General features: G+C 69.7%; 17 protein-coding genes. 5 read left to right on the plus strand and 12 right to left on the minus strand.

Translation table 11 applies throughout. The features are described from left to right. Positions 1–22 precede the first annotated feature (22 nt). The gene (locus WFM69_RS18345; protein WP_337007162.1) at positions 23–1,696 is read right to left on the minus strand and encodes an ABC transporter substrate-binding protein; all 1,674 of its coding nucleotides are present in this window, start codon (positions 1,694–1,696) and stop codon (positions 23–25) included. A gap of 165 nt (positions 1,697–1,861) precedes the next feature. Here WFM69_RS18345 and WFM69_RS18350 point away from each other — a divergent pair, with 165 nt between their 5' ends. Next, the gene (locus tag WFM69_RS18350) at positions 1,862–2,782 is read left to right on the plus strand and encodes a sugar kinase (protein WP_337007164.1); all 921 of its coding nucleotides are present in this window, start codon (positions 1,862–1,864) and stop codon (positions 2,780–2,782) included. Between the two features lie 98 nt (positions 2,783–2,880). Here the strand turns inward: WFM69_RS18350 and WFM69_RS18355 are convergent, their stop codons facing one another. The 5 genes from WFM69_RS18355 to WFM69_RS18375 are packed head-to-tail and all read right to left on the minus strand — an operon-like array spanning position 2,881 to position 8,376. Further along, entirely contained in the window at positions 2,881–3,747 is an 867-nt protein-coding gene (locus tag WFM69_RS18355; protein WP_337007166.1) for a MurR/RpiR family transcriptional regulator, read from the minus strand. Positions 3,748–3,761: 14 nt separating this feature from the next. After that, a complete protein-coding gene (locus tag WFM69_RS18360; RefSeq protein WP_337007168.1) occupies positions 3,762–5,273 on the minus strand; it encodes a glycoside hydrolase family 3 N-terminal domain-containing protein in 1,512 nt (503 codons plus the stop codon). Further along, positions 5,270–6,103 carry a carbohydrate ABC transporter permease gene (locus WFM69_RS18365; RefSeq protein WP_337007170.1) on the minus strand — a complete coding sequence of 278 codons (834 nt, stop codon included), beginning with the start codon at positions 6,101–6,103 and terminating at the stop codon, positions 5,270–5,272. The genes WFM69_RS18360 and WFM69_RS18365 overlap by 4 nt, the downstream gene beginning before the upstream one ends. Further along, a complete protein-coding gene (locus tag WFM69_RS18370; RefSeq protein WP_337007172.1) occupies positions 6,100–7,074 on the minus strand; it encodes a carbohydrate ABC transporter permease in 975 nt (324 codons plus the stop codon). Before WFM69_RS18370 ends, WFM69_RS18365 begins: the two co-directional genes overlap by 4 nt. 15 nt (positions 7,075–7,089) lie before the next feature. Next, complete coding sequence (locus WFM69_RS18375) at positions 7,090–8,376, minus strand: sugar ABC transporter substrate-binding protein (RefSeq protein WP_337007174.1); 1,287 nt, start codon at positions 8,374–8,376, stop codon at positions 7,090–7,092. A 182-nt stretch (positions 8,377–8,558) separates the two neighbouring features. Between WFM69_RS18375 and WFM69_RS18380 the strand changes: the two genes are divergently transcribed. The 4 genes from WFM69_RS18380 (at position 8,559) to WFM69_RS18395 (ending at position 11,917) form a co-directional block, all read left to right on the plus strand. Next, entirely contained in the window at positions 8,559–9,830 is a 1,272-nt protein-coding gene (locus WFM69_RS18380) for an LCP family protein (RefSeq protein WP_337007176.1), read from the plus strand. Between the two features lie 32 nt (positions 9,831–9,862). Beyond that, the gene (locus tag WFM69_RS18385; RefSeq protein WP_337007178.1) at positions 9,863–10,723 is read left to right on the plus strand and encodes a spermidine synthase; all 861 of its coding nucleotides are present in this window, start codon (positions 9,863–9,865) and stop codon (positions 10,721–10,723) included. A gap of 131 nt (positions 10,724–10,854) precedes the next feature. After that, positions 10,855–11,382 (plus strand): hypothetical protein, encoded by a 528-nt coding sequence (locus WFM69_RS18390; protein WP_337007180.1) that lies wholly within the window; start codon positions 10,855–10,857, stop codon positions 11,380–11,382. Between the two features lie 46 nt (positions 11,383–11,428). Continuing rightward, positions 11,429–11,917, plus strand: a complete 489-nt coding sequence (locus WFM69_RS18395) for a SprT-like domain-containing protein (RefSeq protein ID WP_337007182.1) — start codon at positions 11,429–11,431, stop codon at positions 11,915–11,917. A 10-nt stretch (positions 11,918–11,927) separates the two neighbouring features. Here WFM69_RS18395 and WFM69_RS18400 read toward each other — a convergent pair whose 3' ends face one another. The 6 genes from WFM69_RS18400 to WFM69_RS18425 form a co-directional block, all read right to left on the minus strand. Continuing rightward, positions 11,928–12,350, minus strand: coding sequence for a DUF3054 domain-containing protein (locus WFM69_RS18400; RefSeq protein WP_337007184.1), 423 nt, complete (start codon positions 12,348–12,350; stop codon positions 11,928–11,930). A 134-nt stretch (positions 12,351–12,484) separates the two neighbouring features. After that, positions 12,485–13,144 (minus strand): 2-phosphosulfolactate phosphatase, encoded by a 660-nt coding sequence (locus WFM69_RS18405; RefSeq protein WP_337007186.1) that lies wholly within the window; start codon positions 13,142–13,144, stop codon positions 12,485–12,487. An 18-nt stretch (positions 13,145–13,162) separates the two neighbouring features. Then, complete coding sequence (locus tag WFM69_RS18410) at positions 13,163–14,623, minus strand: ABC transporter permease (protein ID WP_337007188.1); 1,461 nt, start codon at positions 14,621–14,623, stop codon at positions 13,163–13,165. Further along, entirely contained in the window at positions 14,620–15,381 is a 762-nt protein-coding gene (locus WFM69_RS18415; protein WP_337007190.1) for an ABC transporter ATP-binding protein, read from the minus strand. Before WFM69_RS18415 ends, WFM69_RS18410 begins: the two co-directional genes overlap by 4 nt. A 217-nt stretch (positions 15,382–15,598) precedes the next feature. Next, on the minus strand, positions 15,599–16,234 hold the full coding sequence (locus tag WFM69_RS18420) for a response regulator transcription factor (RefSeq protein ID WP_337007193.1): 636 nt from the start codon (positions 16,232–16,234) through the stop codon (positions 15,599–15,601). Then, complete coding sequence (locus WFM69_RS18425) at positions 16,231–17,409, minus strand: sensor histidine kinase (protein WP_337007194.1); 1,179 nt, start codon at positions 17,407–17,409, stop codon at positions 16,231–16,233. The genes WFM69_RS18420 and WFM69_RS18425 overlap by 4 nt, the downstream gene beginning before the upstream one ends. Between the last annotated feature and the right edge of the window lie 9 nt (positions 17,410–17,418).

The following is a 17,418-nucleotide window of genomic DNA, read 5'->3' on the forward strand; positions in this document are numbered from 1 at the left end:
GAGGCATATCACGTGGTCGGGCCTACTTGGTGAGGACGATGTCCGTGAAGACCTCGTCGTTCACCGGGCTGGCCGGGTAGCTCTTCACGCGCGGGTCGAACGCCAGAGTCGGCGCAGGGTGCGCGAGCGGGACACCGGGGATGAAGGTCGCGACCATCTCGTTGATCTCCTCGTACAGCGCCGTCTGCTCATCGAGGTTGGAGACGCCACGCGCCTCGTTCAACTTCTGGAACAGCTCCGGGTTGTCGAAGCCCCATTCCGAGCTCTGCTGGCCGAAGAAGACGCCGACGAAGTTGTCGGTGTCGTTGTAGTCGCCGGTCCATCCGAGCAGGTGGATGCCGTGGTCGGAGGTGCCGGTGGTGCGGTCGAGGTATTCGACCCACTCCTCCGAGACCGGGGTGGTCTCGACGCCGACCTCGGACAGCTGCGACGACAGCACCGTGTAGATCTGCTCGGGGTCCGGCATGTACGGACGCGACACGTTGACCGGGTAGTTGAAGGTGAGCTTCAACGGGTTGGCCTCGGTGTAGCCGGCCTCGGCGAGCAGGGACTTGGCCTTCTCCGGGTCGTAGTCGTACGTCGTGACGTCGGGGTTGTAGCCGTTGACGACCTCGGGCACGAACTCGATCGCCTTCTGCGTGCCCTCCGGCAGCACCTGGCTGATCAACGCGTCCTTGTCGACCGCGTACGACAGCGCCTCGCGGACCTTCGGGTCCTGGAGCTCCGGGACCGCCTGGTTGAAGGCGAGGTAGAGGATCGTGAACGGCGGACGCGACACCATCGTGAAGCCGTCGTCCTCGAGGGCCTTGGTGTCGGCGGGACCGACGAGGTCGTAGCCGTCGATCGAACCGGACTCGAGCGCCTGACGACGGGCGGTCGGGTCGTCGATCGTGCGGAAGATGATCTCGTCGATCTGTCCCTTGTCGCCCCAGTAGCCGTCGTACGACTTCAGGGTGACCTGCTCGCCCGGTGCCCACTCGTCGAACTGGTAGGGACCGGTGCCGACCGGGTGTCCCATCGCGTATTCGGAGAGCTGCGGGGCCTCGGCCGAGCCGCTGACCTCATCCGCGCCGAACTCCTTCATGGCGGAAGGGCTCTGCATCGCGAACGCCGGGAGCGAGAGCGAGGCGACGAAACCGGCGAACGGCTTGTTCAGCTCGATCGTGACCGAGGTGTCACCGTCCGGCGTGCACGACTTGTAGACCGCGTCGGCCGCGTTGGAGGCGTAGCCCTTGAACAGCTTGTTGTAGTAGTAGCCGAACGCTTCGGACGCGGCGAGGCCCGTCCAGTTGAACCAGCGGTCGAAGTTGACGCACACGGCCTCGGCGTTGAACGGCGTGCCGTCCTGGAACGTGACGTCCTTCTTCAGCTCGAACGTGTGGCTCATGCCGTCGTCGGACGACTCCCACGACTCGGCGAGGAGCGGCGCCGGGTCGGCGGTGCCGGGCTCGGTGCCGACGAGTCCTTCGAAGATCTGGCGCGAGACACGGAAGCTCTCGCCATCCTGCGCGAACGCGGGATCGAGGCTCGCCGGGTCGGACGACGCCGCGAAGACGAACGTCCCATCGACGTCGCCGGAGCCTTCCGATCCGTTGTCGCCGCGCTCACTGGCGACGCACCCCGCGAGGGCGAGAGCGGCGATCGTGGCTCCGGTGACGGCGATGAGTCCTCGCCGACGCTTGACTGATTGGTGCATTGTGTGACCTTCCCTGTCGGGCGCTTCATTGCGCGTCCCGAAGCCTCTTCGCTTCGGGGACGGTGATGCCTCGACGCTACCCAGCAGATCCACAGATGCCAAACAGATCCAGGTTGCGATCCGGTATCGGCATGCACCGCGTCGTGATCCGGTAGTGTCCAGATCGTGTCCGACTCCACCCCACTCGCCGTCTGCTTCGGGGAGGGCCTGGTCGCCCTCGTCGCCGCCACCGCAGGACCGCTGGAGGACTGCCGCACGTTCCATCGCTCGCTCGCCGGAGCGGAGTGGAACACCGCGATCGCCCTGGCATCCGCCGGTATCGCCACCGCCGTCGTCTCCCGGGTCGGCGACGACGGCTTCGGCCGTTTCCTGACCGCCGAGCTGCGCGCGCACGGTGTCGACGACACGGCCGTCGAGGTCGACCGCGAGGCACCGACCGGACTGTACGTGAAGGAGCTGTCGGCACGAGCGGACGGCGCCGTCGACGGCACGATGCATTACTACCGGGCAGGATCCGCAGCCGCTGCGATGTCCCCGCAGACGCTGTCGGATCCCGACGCGGCCCGCCGACTCGCCGATGCCGCTCTCGTGCACACCTCGGGGATCACGCCCGCACTGTCGCCCTCGGCCCTGGCCGCGCAGGAGGTGCTCTACAGCGACCCCCGACCGGGGCGGCTGCTCAGCTTCGACCTGAACTGGCGCCCGACGCTCTGGCGGGGCCGCGAGGAGGAGGGCCGAGACATCGTCGCAGGGTTCGCCCGCCGCGCCGACATCGTGTTCTGCACCCGCCCCGATGCGGAGGCCGTGTTCGGCACGAGCGATCCGCAGGAACTGCGCGCGCTGTTCCCCGAGCCGCGTTATCTGCTCGTCACCGATGCGAGCGGAGCCGTGGCCTTCGACGGCGCGGAGACCGCCGAGAGCGATGCGCTCGACGCCCCGGTCGTGGAGACGATCGGCGCCGGCGACGCCTTCGCGGCCGGCTTCCTCGCCGGCGTGCTCACCGGCCTCTCGCTGACCGGGAGCCTCACCCGCGGGCACCGCATCGCGACCCGGGCTTTGGGCAGCACTCGCGACCACGTCGACTGAGTCCGCCTCCGGCGGAGAACACGGCGTCGGGCGGGCCTTCGCCGTCGCAGGTTCCTCCCCTCACGGAGATCTCCGCCCGACGCGGGACGACCGTGCGGTCAGGTGTGCCGGCGCGGCGGCACCGCGTCGTGGGTGCGCTGCAGCGACACCGCGACCGGCTCGCCCCGATGCTGCACGACCCGCACGAACAGCACGTCGACGAGCGCGAGCTGAGCGATGCGGCTCGACATCGCCGCCATCCGGAACGGCGACTCGTGCGCGTGCGTGAGCAGCACCACGTCGGCCGTCAGCGCCAGCGGAGACTCCCCGACACTCGTCACGGCGACCGTCAGCGCCCCCGCATCCCGCGCCACTTCGAGCGCACGCAGCGTCTCCGCGGTTTCGCCACCGTGCGAGAACGCGATCGCGACGTCGTCGGTGGTGCGCAGCGCGGCCGTCGTGGCTGCGAGGTGCGGATCGGCCGAATGCGAGACCGAGCAGCCGATGCGGGACAGCTTGAGCTGCAGGTCCTGCGCGGTCAGCGACGATGCCGCCTGCCCGAACAGGTCGATGTGACGGGCGTCGACCACGGCGCGAGCGACCCTGTCGAGGGCCGCGGCGTCGATGGCGAGCGCGGTCTTCTCGATCGCGTCGATCTCCTGTGCGGCGAGCTTGGCGGCGATCGCCGTGGGGCCGTCGTCCGGATCGATCGCCGTGGTGTCGAGCCCGAACCGCGCCTGCTGTGCCTGCTCGAGAGTGATCGCCCGCGCCACCGCGACCCGGAGCTCCCGGTAGCCGCTGTATCCCAGCGACTGGGAGTACCGGGCGACCGTCGACAGCGAGGTACGGCACAGCTGGGCCAGATCGTTGATCGCGAGGTCGACGACCAGCGTCGGGTCTCCCAGGATCGTCTCCGCGACGCGCGCCTCGGCGGCGCTCACCTTGGGAAGGGAGCGCCGCACCCGAGCGAGAACGTCATCGTCCATGGAGGGATCCTGTCTCAGCCGGCGCTGTCGACCCTCTGCTGCAGGGCGAAGCGCCCCAGAAGAGCGTCTCGCGCCATCTGGGCACCGAGCCTACTGGCTGCGGCGACCTCGACGGTCGGCAGAGGCAGCGCCTGTCGCGTGGGAAGACCGACGTTCACGACCACCGCGTCGGCGTCGCGCACGGCGGCGCGCTCGACGAGAGCCCGCTGTGCGGTATCCGTGTCCGGGCGGTCGATCAGCAGCACGGTCGTTCCGGCTGCCGCGCAGACCTCGTCGAGCACGCGATCCTGCTCGTCGACGGGGACGGATGCCACATCGAGGCGCACCCGCAGTCCCTCGCCCGCGAGCGCATTCGCCACGTAGGAGCCGGCGCTGTCCACGGCCAGCGTGGAACGACGACGCGCGTCGACGACGGCGAGCTCCACGGCTGCGGCCGGAGTCCCTCCCGAGACGGTCAGCACCCGGCGCACGATGTCGGCGGCATCGAAGTCGTCCGCCGTCTCGTGCACCCGTTCCGCGGCGGCACGGAGCTTGGCGGCGAGAGCGGCGACACGACCGGCCGCCTCCTCGACGCGCGACCGCGACAGCGACCCGTCGCGCAGCGCAGCGACGATGCCGTCACGCGCGGCACGGAAGTCCTGCTCGTCCTGGTCGGGCAGCGCCGCGTCACCGGGGTTGGTCGGGTTGCCGATGCAGAGCAGATCGGCGCCGGCCGCGAGCGCCTGCGCGGCACCGCCGCCGAGTCCGACGGTCTCGCGGATCGCGGCCATGTCGAGCGCGTCCGTGATGATGACGCCCTCGAAGCCCCAGTCGCGCAGCATGCCGAGCACACGCGGGTTGAGGGTCGCGGGCTGCTCGCCCCACGCGGGAACCACGATGTGCGCGGTCATGACGGCATCGACGCCCGCCTCGACCGCCGCGCGGAACGGCTCGAGGTGCACGCGCTCGAACTCCTCGAGACCGAGCGCGATCTCCGGGAGCGAGTGGTGCGAGTCCATGTGGGTGTCGCCGTGGCCGGGGAAGTGCTTGACGCACGCGGCGACGGCGCCGTCCTGGATGCCGTCGATCGTCGCGACCGCGTGCCGGGAGACCAACGCCTCATCGGCGCCGAACGCGCGCACGCCGATCACCGGGTTGCGCGGGTCGGTGTTGACGTCGGCGACCGGGCCGAGCACGACGTTGGCACCGACCGCACGGACGCGCCGGGCGAGCTCCGCCCCGGTCTTCTCCGAAGCGATCAGATCGTCGAGGAGACCGAGCTGCGCAGCGCCGGGGACCGTCGAACCCGTGGCGGACTCGAGTCGGGTGACGCTGCCGCCCTCCTCGTCGATCCCGATCAGGGCGTCGGGGTTGGCGTCGAGGATCGCGGCGCTGAGAGCGGGAAGCCCCTTGCCGACGTTCTGCCCGAAGTACACGACACCGGCCAGGCCGTCGCGCAGTTCCGCGCGCAGCCACTCCGGCGCCTCGGTGCCGAAGAAGCCCGGCCACAGCACACCGTTCGCCAGGCGCTCGAGGTCGTCGGTCATCCCTTCACCGCTCCCGCGACCATGCCGGAGGCGAGCTTGCGCTGCACCAGCACGAAGAAGATCATGACCGGGACCGTGATGATGGTCGACGCGGCCATGATGCTGCCCCAGTCGTTGGAGTGCAGACCGAAGAACGACTTCAGACCGATCGAGACCGTGTACTGGTCGGTCTGCGCGCCGAGGATCGTCATGGCGAAGATGAACTCGTTCCACGCGGTGATGAAGCTGAAGATGCTGGTCGCCACGAGACCCGGCATGACCAGGGGCAGCAGCACGGAGCGGAACATGCGCCACCAGCTGGCACCGTCGATGTAGGCGGCCTCTTCGAGCTCGACCGGGACGGCGGCGACGAAGCCGCGCAGCATCCAGATGCCGAACGCGAGCGACAGCGCCACGTACACGACCATCAGGCCGAGGATGCTGTTGAGCAGCCCCAGGCTCTTGACCTGCAGGAAGAGCGGGATCACGAGCGCCTCGAGCGGCACCATCTGCACCACGAGGATCATCATCAGGATCATGGTGCGGAACTTGAACTTGAACCGTGCGACCGCGACGGCCGCGAGCAGGCACACCAGCGCGCTCACCAGCACCGTGACGAGAGCCACGATCGCGGAGTTGCGCAGATAGGTGCCGAAGCCGCCGTCGGTGAGGACGAACGCGAAGTTGTCCCAGGTGAACTCCTGCGGGAGCAGCGACTGCCCACCGCTGGAGGCCTTTGCGTCGAAGGCGCTGGAGACCATCCAGTAGACGGGGAAGAGCGTGAAGATCAGGACGGCCGCGACCGCGATGCCGAGCCCGATGCGCGAGCGGAGCCGGGGGCGGGGGTTCACAGCTCGTCCTCCTTCATGAGGGATCGGATGTAGACGATCGTGATGCCGATCAGCACGAGCGTGAGCAGCACGGCGAGTGCCGCGCCGAAGCCGTAGCGGTTCTGCCCGAACGATTCGACGTACGACCACACGCCGAGGTTGAGCACCTGGCGGTTGCCGCCGCTTCCGCCGGGCATCAGGTACACCTGCGCGAAGACCTTGAAGTCCCAGATGGTCGAGAGGATGATCACGACGGAGAAGACGGGACGCAGCGTCGGGAAGATGATCTTCCAGAACCGACGCCAGGCGCCGGCGCCGTCGAGGGCGGCGGCTTCGAGCATCTCCTTCGAGACGCCGAGGAGGCCGGCGAGCACGGTGATCGCGACGAACGGGAAGCCGTGGTGCACCACGTTCAGCAGAACGATGGCGTAGAACGACCACTGATTCGTGAACCAGTTGACCGGGTCGTCCATCAGACCGAGGTCCTTGAGAACCGTGTTGAAGATGCCGCGGTCGGCATCGAAGATGAAGGTCCAGACGTACGTGCCGGTCACGGCGGGCATCGCCCAGGCGACCATGATGCAGCTGGAGACGATCACACGCCACGTGGTGCCGAGGCGAGCGAGCAACAGGGCGACGAGCGTGCCGACCGCCACGGTGACGAAGACCGCCACCGCGGCGAACCCGACGGTGTTCGGCAGAACGACCGTCCACAGCGTCGGGTTGGTGAGCGCCTCGACGTAGTTGTCGAGACCGATCCAGTTGTTCTCCCCGGTGTTGATCTCGCGCAGACCGTAGTCCTGCAGCGAGTAGATGAACACCTGGACGAGCGGCCAGAGCATGAGCACCGCGAGGATGGCCAGCCCGGGCGCGAGAAGAAGCCAGGGGCGGGCCGCGACGATCGAGAGACCGCGTCGCTTCCGGCCGCCGGCCACGGAGGCGGAGGTGGACTCCGCCTTCGTGGCCGGCAGTGGCGCTTGCACCATCGACATGGAAGGGATGCTTCCTTACTTGTTGAGCAGTTCGGTCATCTCGGCTGCGGCGTCCTTCGTCGCGGTCGCGACGTCCTTCTGCCCGCTGAGGATGGCCTGGATCATCGAGTTGGTCGTCTTCTTCGCCTGCACGGCGCCGAAGTTCGGGGTGACCGGCACGGATGCGCCGCCCTCGACCATCTGCTGAGCGAACGGTGCGACGAGCGGGTCGGTCGAGGCGAGAGCCTCTTCCATCGCGGACTGGACGCCCGGGAAGTAGCCGGTCTCGTTCGACCACTGCTCGGCGAACTCACCGGTGGTCATGAGCTTGACGAACTGCCATGCGAGGTCGGCGTTCTTGGTCGTGTTGAAGACCGAGAGGTGCGATCCGCCGAGCACGGACGGAGCGATGCCGCCGTCTTCACCCGGGATGACCGCGGCGCCGATCTTGCCCTCGAGGTCGGGGTTCGCCTCGATGAGCGACTTCGGCGTCCACGAGCCCGAGAGCATCATGGCGACGTTCCCCTGCGTGAACGCGTCACGGAGGTCGGTCTCCTTCCAGGTGGTGGCACCTGCGGAGGAGAAGCCGTGCTCGGTGGCGAGGCCCGTGTAGAACTCGATGCCGGCCTGCGACTCGGGGCTGTCCAGCTCGCTGGTCCAGGTCTTGCCGTCCTTCGTGGCGACCTCGCCGCCGGCGCCCCAGACCCAGGGGTAGACCTGGAACTCGGCGTCACCGGGGACCGGGAACGGCAGCATGTCGGGCTTGGCAGCCTTGATGGCGTCACCGGCGGCGACGATGTCGTCCCACGTCTTCGGAGCCTCGAGGCCGAGCTCCTCGAACACGTCGGCACGGTAGACGAGCGAGCGGACACCCGCGTACCACGGCATGCCGTAGAGCTCGTCGTCGTAGGTTCCGGCGACCGCGAGGCCCTCGACCAGGTCGTCGCGCAGACCCTTCTCGGCGTCGACGTACTCGTCGAGCGGGAGGAGCGCGCCAGCGTCGGCGAACTCGGCGGTCCAGGTGGTGCCGGTCTCGGCGACGTCGGGGGTGGTGCCACCGGCGATAGAGGTCACGAAGCGGTCGTGGGCGTCGGCCCACTGGATCTCCTCGATCTTGACCGTCGCGCCGGTCTCCTTCTCGAAGGCCGCGGAGACCTTGTCGTAGAAGGCGGTCGAGTCGGGGTTGGTGCCCTTCATGATCCAGACGGTGAGCTCCTTGCCCTTGCCGTCGGCAGAGCCGGTGTCTCCGCCGCCGGCGCAGCCGGCGAGGGCGAGTGTGGCCACGGCGCCGAGCGCCACGGCCGAGAGAATGCGCTTGTGCATGAAGGGATCTCCTCTTTGAAAAAGTCCAGGTGGGCAGTAGGTGCGCACCGGGGGTTAGGAAAAAGTATCCACGACTAACTAATTCCCTGCAAGTTGCTCCCACAATCGTCATACCCCCGTAACATCGGCGCCGCACAGGTATCCGCAGGGTCGTCGGAGGTTGCGCCGGTAGGCTCGCCCGCATGCCCAGCCGCAGAAACGATGCCGACCGTGCCACGGTCGCGCGCCATGCGACCCTGTCCACCCCGAGCGCGCTGTCGACGTTCCTGAGACTGGCGGGGGTCGCGCTCGGCGTGATCGTGGTGTCGGCCGTCGCGGTCGCGGCGTTCCTCGTGACCGACTACTTCAACCGCTTCAGCGACGGCGCTGTGGCGCTCGAGGGTGCTCCCGAGGTCGAACCCCCGGCGATCGGGCAGTACCCCGGCGAGTTCAGCATGCTCATCATCGGCACCGACGAATGCGGAGAGGTCTCCACCAGCCTGCTCGGCGCGCGCTGCTCCGAGGCCGACGACGGCATCCTCAACGACGTCAACCTCCTCGTGCACGTGTCGGCGGAGCCGCGCAACGTCACCGTCGTCTCCCTCCCCCGCGACCTGATGATCCCGACGCCCGAGTGCACGCGCGAAGACGGATCCATCGCCTCCAAGACGAGCAAGACGCAGATCAACTCGATCTACCAGAACGCCGGCCTGTCGTGCGTGGCGAAGACCGTGACGGAGCTCACCGGTCTCGACATCCCGTTCGCCGCCAAGATCTCGTTCGACGGGGTGATGGAGGTCACCGACGCGATCGGCGGCGTCGAGGTGTGCATCGGCGGCGACGGCATCCGCGACCGCCACACGGCCCTCGACTGGGAGCCCGGCCTGCGCACCGTCTCGGGCTACGAAGCGCTCCAGTTCATCCGCACACGACACGGGGTCGGCGACGAGAGCGATATGGCACGCGTGTCGAACCAGCAGCAGTACATGTCGCGCCTCGTGAAGAAGATCATGAGCGACGAGGTGCTCTCCGACCCGACAAAGGTGCTCGGGCTGGCGAACACCATCGTCGACAACATCGACCCGAGTGAAGAGCTCAGCAACCCGATCCGCCTCGCGCAGCTCGCGCTCTCGATCAAGGACGTGCCGTTCTCGGAGTTCGTATTCCTGCAGTACCCCGTGTTCGGCGACCCCGATGACAGCAACCGCGTCATCCCCAACCGCGAGGCGGCGGCCACGATCTGGAGCGCGCTGCTCGCGGGCCAGCCCGTGCAGCTGACCGGCAAGGCGAGCAACAACGGCGGCGTCGAGCTCGTCGAACCCGCACCCGGCACCGAACCGGAGACGCCGACGACCGAGGTTCCCGCAACCGATGCCCCCACGACCGAGGCACCGGCACCGCGCGCGACACTCGACTCGTCCATCTCGGGCCAGACCGCCGCCCAGGAGACCTGCGCCAACGGCAAGCAGCGCTGACCGTACGCTGGCCGACGCGTAGGCTCGTGCCCATGGGCAGGACGCGAACGCGAGACACCGAGCATCCGCAGGCCCGCCTGGACCATGGCGGCATCGCGCGCATCGTGCCATCGGAGTTCACGAGCGGATACGAGCTCATCGTGGACGACACCCCGCAGTCGCACGTCGACCTCGACGATCCGACCCACCTGCACTTCGAGTACATCGTGCGCATGGGCGCGGTGATCGACCAGCTCGCTCCGGGGCCGCTGACCGCCGTGCACCTCGGTGCCGGTGCGCTGACGATCCCGCGCTACATCGACGCCACCCGGCCCGGCTCCCGCCAGCAGGTCATCGAGCTCGAGGCTCCGCTCGCCCAGCTGGTGCGCGAGCGCCTGCCCCTGCCGAAGGGCGCGGCCATCCGGATCCGGATCGGCGATGCGCGCGAGGGCGTGCAGCGGCTGCCGGGCGCACTGCTCGCGAGCTGCAACCTCGTGGTGTCGGACGTGTACTCCGGCGCGCAGACCCCCGCCCACCTCACGAGCGTGGAGTTCTACCGCGAGCTCGCCGCACTGCTCGCCCCCGGCGGCGTGCTCCTGGTCAACGTCGCCGACGGCCCAGGGCTCGCCTTCGCCCGTCGCCAGGCCGCGACGATCGCGGAGGTGCTGCCCGAGATCGGCATCCTCGCCGACACTCAGGTGCTCAAGGGGCGACGGTTCGGCAACCTCGTGATCGCGGCATCCGCCACCCCGCTGCCGACCGAATGGCTGCCGCGGATGCTGGCCGCCGGACCCCACCCCGCGAAGATCGCGCAGGGCCCGGAGGCGGCCGCGTTCATCCAGGGCGCACGGGTCGTCACGGATGCCGATGCCGTCGCCTCCCCCCGCCCCGACGCCTCGCTGTTCCTGCGCTGACCCCGCATTCGGGAGCCCGCGCGCGGCCGGCTTCGGCGTGTCGCAGACGGGATGCGTCGACCAGGGCGCGCCGCCCCGAGGACCCCGCGACCGGAAGGCACACTGGACGGGGACGCTGCGGAAGGAGAGCAATGAGTTTCATCCGGGGATACGACCAGGAGACCCTCCGCGAGATGGTCGATCTCGATGAGTGCGCGACCCGTCTCGCCGAGATCGAGTCGCAGCGGAGCCTCCCCGCCCTCCTGGAGCGGGTCTGGCTGCTGAAGGTTCTCGACCGCCTGGACGAGGCGCTCGCGCTGGCCGATGAGGCGGTGCGTCAGGCCCGCATGGCCGGCACCCGCAAGGATGTGCTGCGCGCCCGCGTGCTGCACGCCACGATCCTGCAGCACCGCGGAGCACATGCCGCCGCGGAGCAGGAACTGGCGACCTGTGCGACCGAGGCCGAAGGGCAGCGCTGGCTGTCGATCGCGGCGTTCGCGTATCAGCACCACGGGAAGAACGCGTACGACGCGGAGGACTACGAGACCGCCCGCGAGAGCTTCAAGCAGTCGCTGTTCCTGCGACGCGAATCCGGGGCGGAGGACAGCGAGCTCGAGACGGTTCTGCTGGCGATCGAGGCCGCCGAGCGCCGCCGCCCCGCACAGCTCATGTTCGGCTGACCTCGGGTGCGACCGCGATGTCGGTCGCATGGCTTAGCCTGGGCGCATGGCGGAACTTGACCGGGTGCGCGTCTGGGGCGAGGCACTGATCACGCTGCATCTCGACGACAGCTGGTCGTTCGGCTTCGACCATGCGAAGCGCCGTGCCGGGCAGTGCGACTACACCAAGAAGCGCATCACCGTGTCGCGGTATCTCGCCGCACGATTCGACGACGACGAGATCCACCAGGTGCTGCTGCACGAGGTCGCGCACGCACTCGCCGGGCATGCGGCAGCCCACGGGCCGGCCTGGAAGCGCGTCGCGCACGACCTCGGCTATGTCGGCGGCACCACGCACCACGGTGAGACGGCGGTCGAGCTCGCCCCCTGGGTGGGCAGCTGCCCCGCGGGGCACATCACCTACCGGCATCGCCGCCCGACGAGGCCCACCTCGTGCGCACGCTGCTCGCGGACGTTCGACGCACGGCACCTGTTCGCGTGGACGCGCCGTGAGATCTCCACCGACGCCCGGCTCGCCGCCCAGCTACCGCGCTGACCGCGGCGCCTCAGCGCGCCTCGTCCTCCGGATACTCCGCGTCGACGGCGGCATCCTCCGCCTGCCCGTCCGCGGCACCACGACGGCGGCGGAACAGCGCGGCGATCGCGCGCCAGCCGACCAGGAACACCCCGAGCACGAGCGTCGCGACGATGATGAACGCCACCTGCGCGGTATCACCGCTGAGCACACGCACGAGCATCCCGCCCGCCACAGTCACGACCCAGACGACCGCGCCCCACAGGACCGACCACGGCCGACGCGGACGGCCCGGGAGCAGTGCCGCCAGGAGGTGCCCGACGACCAGCGCGATCAGGAACGGCCAGGCGGTGAGCAGGAATCCGGCGGGGCTTTCGTCGTGCGAGGCGCGACCGATCGCGGCGAAGATCAGCACGAGCACGGCGTCGACGATGACAGCGGGAAGGTACCTCATGCCACGACCCTACGTGGGTGGAGGCGACAGGGGGTGTGCCCCGCGCTCACGGGCGGAGATCTCCGCGTCGGGCGGATGCTCGCGCGCCGGGACTCCGCCCATCGCGGAGTCTTCCGCCCGGGGCGGCGGCAGTCTCACACGAAGCGGGTGAACGCGCCCTCGTGCAGCACCGGGACCACGTCGACGGCATCGAGCACGGCGGCATCGGCCACGGCGGTCGGCGTCAGGCCGGACGCCTCGATGCGCGCGGTCGCCTCGACCCCAGCGGCGAGTTCCCGCCCGGATCCGCTCGCACCGATCATGTGCCGCAGCGCCCCACGGAGTGCACGGAAGCCCTCCGCCGCGACCGCGGCATCCGGGGAGGTGTGATCGATGCCCCGGTCCGACAGGGCCAGGATGATCGCGCCCGCGCCGAGCTGATCCTCGACCGCGAACCGCAGCGCGCCCCCGTCGTCGACCTCTCCCGCCGCGATGACCGCGACCGAGGTGCGTGCCTGCCGACGCTCCTGGATCTCCTGCACGGCACGGGCCACGGCCGCCGCGTTGCGGATGCCGCCCACCAGCACGGTCGCCTCGGGCGAGGTGGCGGCGACCACCGCCGCCCCGTTCCGCGACCACTGCTCGGTCTCTGCTGACACCACGCTCTGCTCGGAGGCGACCGCATCGATCACGGTCGAGGAGAACCGCAGCACATCCACGACCACGACGATGTCGGCGGGGGCGAGGCGGCTCAGCCCCGCGGTGCCCCAGTCGAGACGGACCTGATACGTGGACTGATCGAACGTCGACGGCATCCGACCAGCCTAGGGCCGTCAGTCGGCTGCGAGCGCCTCGACCGGAGCGACCCGCGTCGCCAGCCGCGTGGGCGTCGCCGCAGCGACCAGCGTGAGGATCGCGGTCGCGACGATGATGATCGCGACAGGGACCCACGGGATCTGCGGGGCGACGAGGCCTGCGGGCGTGAAGTCGGGCAGCGTGGGCACCGATCCCAGGAGCGACTGCGCCGCGATCCAGCCGTACACGACACCCAAGACGAGTCCGGTGAGCGTCGCCGCCACCGTGATGTGCGTGGCCTCGAGCAGCACCATGCGACGCACCTGCCCGCTCGACAGCCCGATCGACCGCAGGAGCCCGAGCTCGCGGCGGCGCTGCACGACACCGATCGTGAGCAGGTTGACGAGTCCGACAGCGGCGATGACCGCCGACACGGCGACGAGCACCATCATGATCGCGGCGAAGGCGTCGAACGGCGCGAAGAACTCCGCCGGCACCTCCCCCGTGGTCTGGCTCATCATCAACGCCTTCGCCGATTCGAGCGCGACGGCGAACATCGTCACGAGGGTCACACCCATCACCACGCCGATCGCCATCCGCGACGACCGCTCCGGGTAGCGCAGTGCGTTCTCGGCGGCGAGCCGAGCGGTCGCGCCCGACCCGAACATCTTCCCCACCAGTCGCAGGATCGGCGGCATGAACAGCACGGATCCGAGGGCGAGACCCGTGAACGAGAGCACGCCGCCGAAGAAGGCGATCACGACGCCGAGGGGTGTCATCAGCCCGACCAGCACGCCGCCGGCGAGCAGCACCGCACCCGAGACCAGCAGCACCCACGCGCCGATGTGGCGGCCCGGGCGGTGGGAGACCTCGTCATGCGTGCGCTCGACCGATCCGCCGAGCGCCTGCAGCGGCGTCACCGAGAGCACGCGTCGCGAACCCGCCCATGCCGCCGCCCAGGTGGTGAGTGCCACGCCGATCGCCGGCAGGGCGATGAACGGCTGCGCGAGCGAGAACGAGGCGGGAGCGTTGTCCATCACCTGCGCGCCGATCTGCACACCGACCGCAGCCAGCAGGAGTCCGACGAGCAGGCCGATCGCGGCCCCCAGAAGCCCGACGACGAGCCCCTGCTTGCCCACCTCGGCGCGTTGCGCGCGCGCCGTGGCCCCGATCAGGCGCAGGAGCGCGATGCGGCGCGTGCGCCCGGCGATGATCGTCGAGAACGTGTTCGCCGTGACGATCGCGGCCACGTACATCGCGACCGCCGTGAGCAGCACAGACAGCAGCGCGACGACGAACGCGAGGGTCTCGCTGTCGCCGATGAACGGATCACCCTGTAGCACCGCCCCGATGTAGGCGGTGACCTCGACGAGCAGCACGCCGAACGCCGCCGACAACGCGGCCACGAGGATGCTGGCGCCCATGCCGCGGTCGCGCAGCCAGCCCAGGCGAGGTCCGGTCGCGGCTGTCTCGGGCACGACCGTGGCGACGGCGGTCATGCCGCCACCTCCGCGGCGAGCATGTACGCCGAGATCTGCTCTGCGGTCTGGCGCGGGTGGTCGGCGACGATGCGTCCGTCGCCGAGGTACAGCACGCGGTCGGCGTGGCTCGCGGCGATCGCGTCGTGCGTGACCATCGCGATGGACTGGCCGTGCTCGCGGCTCGCGGTGGCGAGCAGCCGCAGCACCTCGCGGCCGGTCTTCGAGTCGAGGTTGCCGGTCGGTTCGTCGGCGAACACCAGGTCGGGTGCGGTGGCCAGAGCACGGGCGATCGCGACGCGCTGCTGCTGCCCGCCGGAGAGCTGATGCGGCCGGTGGGACAGGCGCGGACCGAGGCCGAGCGACTCGACGAGACCGTCGATGCGTGCCCGTTCGATCGCGCTGGGGCGGCGTCCGTCGAGCTCGAACGGCAGCATGATGTTGCCCAGGGCGTCCAGCGTCGGCACCAGGTTGAAGGCCTGGAAGATGAAACCCACGCGGCGGCGCCGCAGGATCGTGAGGTCGATATCGCCGAGACCGGTGATCTCGGTGTCGCCGATCCACGCGCGCCCCTCGGTGGGGGTGTCGAGGCCGGCCATGATGTGCATCAGGGTGGACTTGCCCGATCCGGACGGGCCCATGATCGCGGTGAACTGCCCGCGGCGGATGCCCACGCTGACGTCGTCGAGCGCGTGCACGGTGCCCTCGCCCGAGCCGTAGGTCTTCTTCAGGTGCTGGACGCGGGCGGCGAGCCCGAGGTCGGTGGTCGTGATCTCCATGTCATCGACGCTATTTCCGCCGCTCCACACAGGTCATCGCCCGCCAGGCGCATCCCCATACATCGCAAGGATGATCTCCCCTACTTCCCCCGCCCCGCACCCCCACCCCGCCATGCCGAGCGGCCCCTTTGCGTGCGACCCGGCCCCCTTGCGTCGGTGCGCAGAGGGCCGGGTCGCACAGAAGGGGGTGATTCGAACCGAGGTTGAGGGGGGGACGTCAGGCTAGGCCGTGCTCGAACGCGAAGACCACGAGCTGCACGCGATCGCGCAGGGCGAGCTTGGTGAGGATGCGACTGATGTGCGTCTTGACGGTCGCCTCGCTCAAGAACTCCCGACCGGCGATCTCCGCATTCGACAGGCCCCGTGCCGCGAGCGCGAAGATCTCCCGCTCCCGCTCCGTCAGGGCGGCGTACTGCGGCGGAACGGGCTTGGGAGCCTCCGCGAAGTGCGCGAACAGGTCGCGCGTCGCCGAGGCCGCGATCACACTCGATCCGGAATGCACCGTGCGGATCGCGGCGAGCAGGAACTCCGGATCCGCGTCCTTGAGGAGGAAGCCGCTCGCCCCCTGCCGGATCGCCCGCGCCGCCGCCTCGTCGAGGTCGAACGTCGTGAGCATCACGACCTTGGGCGGCTCCGGGCGCGCGAGGATCTCGGCGGTCGCGGTGAGACCGTCCATGACCGGCATCCGGATGTCCATCAGCACCACGTCCGGACGGGTGCTCTGCACCACGGCGAGCGCCTCCTTGCCATCCCCCGCCTCACCGACCACCTCGAGGTCGGGCTGCGAGGCGACCAGCATCCGGATCCCGGCGCGGAACAGCGCCTGGTCGTCGACGAGCACGACTCTGATCATTCCGGAGCTCCGATCGGGAGCGAGGCGTGGACGACGAACTGTGCCCCGCGGCGCTCGGCTTGCAGACTACCGCCCACCAGCTGCGCCCTCTCCCGCATGCCGATGAGCCCGTGTCCCCCGGCCGGCGCGACGGCGGCCCCCGACACGGTGTTGCGCACATCCACATCGACGCGGTCGGGCAGCCAGGCCAGATGCACGTCCACGGCGCCGTCGCCATGGCGGATCGCGTTCGTGAGCGCCTCCTGCAGGATGCGGTACACCGCGAGCTGGATCGCACCCGGCGGCTCCCCCGGCGGCATCGGATCCACGGTGACCCGCGGCTCGATGCCTGCCTGGCGCACTTGCGCGAACAGCGACTCGAGGTCGGCGAGCGTCGGCTGCGGGCCGTCGCCCTGGCGATGCCGCAGCTGGGTGAGGAGCATGCGCACATCGCTCAGCGCCCCGCGTGCCGTCTGTGCGATCGTGCCGAGCGCCTCGGTCGCCACCTCCGGGTTCGCCGCCGCCGCGTATCGGGCGCCGTCGGCCTGCGCGATCACGACCGCCAGCGAGTGCGCGACCACGTCGTGCATGTCTCGGGCGATGCGCACGCGCTCCTGTTCCTCGACGGCGAGCGATTCCGCTTGCAGCTGTGCCGCTCGCGTGCGCCGCGCCCGCAGCACGACACGCCACAGCAGTCCGCACACCCACGCGAACCCGAGGGCCATGACCGAGACGGCCAGCAGCAATGTGCCGCTGGTGATCTTCTCCCACCCGGAGCCGGTGCCGAACGCGATGCCGTTGACGAACACCATGTACACCGCGGCCACGAGCCCGCCGAACAGCGCCGAGCCGAACCCCCACCAGAGCACGCGCCGCGTACCCCAGGCTGACGTGGCGTAGAGCACCAGCAGTATCGCGAAGTCGATCGGCAGCGGCCCGAAGCCGGCCAGCATCTGCAGCACGGCCCCGGCCCACGCGGCGGTGAGTGCGAGAGCGGGCGCGAGCCTGCCGATCGCGACGCCACCGAACATCAGCACGCTCGCGACCACCACGGCCGCGACCGCCACGCCCTCGATCGCCGTGTTCCCCGTTCCGGGCCCGTAGAACACGAGCGACATCGGCGTCAGGACGAGGAAGAGCAGCGCCGCCCCGATGATGTCGAGGATCAGCGACGTGCGGGAGAGCGGGCGGATCACTCCCCCACG

The sequence above is a fragment of the Microbacterium sp. LB12 genome (genome assembly GCF_037150835.1).
Taxonomy (GTDB): domain Bacteria; phylum Actinomycetota; class Actinomycetes; order Actinomycetales; family Microbacteriaceae; genus Microbacterium.

Coding starts and splice junctions, on each gene's coding strand:
- WFM69_RS18360 (WP_337007168.1), bottom strand. CDS start 5,273: ATGACCGACGACCTCGAGCGCCTGGCGAACGGTGTGCTGTGGCCGGGC.
- WFM69_RS18375 (WP_337007174.1), bottom strand. CDS start 8,376: ATGCACAAGCGCATTCTCTCGGCCGTGGCGCTCGGCGCCGTGGCCACA.
- WFM69_RS18390 (WP_337007180.1), top strand. CDS start 10,855: ATGAGTTTCATCCGGGGATACGACCAGGAGACCCTCCGCGAGATGGTC.
- WFM69_RS18380 (WP_337007176.1), top strand. CDS start 8,559: ATGCCCAGCCGCAGAAACGATGCCGACCGTGCCACGGTCGCGCGCCAT.
- WFM69_RS18420 (WP_337007193.1), bottom strand. CDS start 16,234: ATGATCAGAGTCGTGCTCGTCGACGACCAGGCGCTGTTCCGCGCCGGG.
- WFM69_RS18415 (WP_337007190.1), bottom strand. CDS start 15,381: ATGGAGATCACGACCACCGACCTCGGGCTCGCCGCCCGCGTCCAGCAC.
- WFM69_RS18395 (WP_337007182.1), top strand. CDS start 11,429: ATGGCGGAACTTGACCGGGTGCGCGTCTGGGGCGAGGCACTGATCACG.
- WFM69_RS18400 (WP_337007184.1), bottom strand. CDS start 12,350: ATGAGGTACCTTCCCGCTGTCATCGTCGACGCCGTGCTCGTGCTGATC.
- WFM69_RS18405 (WP_337007186.1), bottom strand. CDS start 13,144: ATGCCGTCGACGTTCGATCAGTCCACGTATCAGGTCCGTCTCGACTGG.
- WFM69_RS18410 (WP_337007188.1), bottom strand. CDS start 14,623: ATGACCGCCGTCGCCACGGTCGTGCCCGAGACAGCCGCGACCGGACCT.
- WFM69_RS18385 (WP_337007178.1), top strand. CDS start 9,863: ATGGGCAGGACGCGAACGCGAGACACCGAGCATCCGCAGGCCCGCCTG.
- WFM69_RS18370 (WP_337007172.1), bottom strand. CDS start 7,074: ATGTCGATGGTGCAAGCGCCACTGCCGGCCACGAAGGCGGAGTCCACC.
- WFM69_RS18345 (WP_337007162.1), bottom strand. CDS start 1,696: ATGCACCAATCAGTCAAGCGTCGGCGAGGACTCATCGCCGTCACCGGA.
- WFM69_RS18355 (WP_337007166.1), bottom strand. CDS start 3,747: ATGGACGATGACGTTCTCGCTCGGGTGCGGCGCTCCCTTCCCAAGGTG.